We start from the raw sequence: 1,351 nt of genomic DNA on the forward strand, positions 1-1,351 counted from the left end.
TATAGTACCGAAGTTCCTGATTCCACACTGCCAAGAAAAGCCTCTAGCGAGGCGGGAGGTGCCCGTACCGCAAACCGACACAGGTAGGCGAGGAGAGAATCCTAAGGTGATCGAGAGAACTCTCGTTAAGGAACTCGGCAAAATGACCCCGTAACTTCGGGAGAAGGGGTGCTCTGGTAGGGTGTATAGCCCGAGAGAGCCGCAGTGAATAGGCCCAGGCGACTGTTTAGCAAAAACACAGGTCTCTGCGAAGCCGCAAGGCGAAGTATAGGGGCTGACGCCTGCCCGGTGCTGGAAGGTTAAGAGGAGGGGTTATCCTTTGGGAGAAGCTCTGAATCGAAGCCCCAGTAAACGGCGGCCGTAACTATAACGGTCCTAAGGTAGCGAAATTCCTTGTCGGGTAAGTTCCGACCCGCACGAAAGGCGTAACGATCTGGGCACTGTCTCAACGAGAGACTCGGTGAAATTATAGTACCTGTGAAGATGCAGGTTACCCGCGACAGGACGGAAAGACCCCGTGGAGCTTTACTGTAGCCTGATATTGAATTTTGGTACAGCTTGTACAGGATAGGTAGGAGCCTGAGAAACCGGAGCGCTAGCTTCGGTGGAGGCGTCGGTGGGATACTACCCTGGCTGTATTGAAATTCTAACCCGCGGCCCTAATCGGGCCGGGAGACAGTGTCAGGTGGGCAGTTTGACTGGGGCGGTCGCCTCCTAAAATGTAACGGAGGCGCCCAAAGGTTCCCTCAGAATGGTTGGAAATCATTCGTAGAGTGTAAAGGCACAAGGGAGCTTGACTGCGAGACCTACAAGTCGAGCAGGGACGAAAGTCGGGCTTAGTGATCCGGTGGTTCCGCATGGAAGGGCCATCGCTCAACGGATAAAAGCTACCCCGGGGATAACAGGCTTATCTCCCCCAAGAGTCCACATCGACGGGGAGGTTTGGCACCTCGATGTCGGCTCATCGCATCCTGGGGCTGTAGTCGGTCCCAAGGGTTGGGCTGTTCGCCCATTAAAGCGGTACGCGAGCTGGGTTCAGAACGTCGTGAGACAGTTCGGTCCCTATCCGTCGTGGGCGTAGGAAATTTGAGAGGAGCTGTCCTTAGTACGAGAGGACCGGGATGGACACACCGCTGGTGTACCAGTTGTCTTGCCAAAGGCATCGCTGGGTAGCTATGTGTGGACGGGATAAGTGCTGAAAGCATCTAAGCATGAAGCCCCCCTCAAGATGAGATTTCCCATAGCGCAAGCTAGTAAGATCCCTGAAAGATGATCAGGTTGATAGGTCAGAGGTGGAAGCGTGGCGACATGTGTAGCTGACTGATACTAATCGATCGAGGACTTAACCAAA

1 rRNA gene is annotated in these 1,351 nt (G+C 54.3%); it reads left to right on the forward strand.

Annotated elements, in window-relative coordinates:
- Nucleotides 1–1,350 (forward strand): 23S ribosomal RNA (locus M3225_RS28725); the annotation flags it as partial.
- Nucleotide 1,351 lies beyond the last annotated feature (1 nt).

Source organism: Priestia aryabhattai (genome assembly GCF_023715685.1).
Taxonomy (GTDB): Bacteria; Bacillota; Bacilli; order Bacillales; family Bacillaceae_H; genus Priestia; species Priestia aryabhattai_B.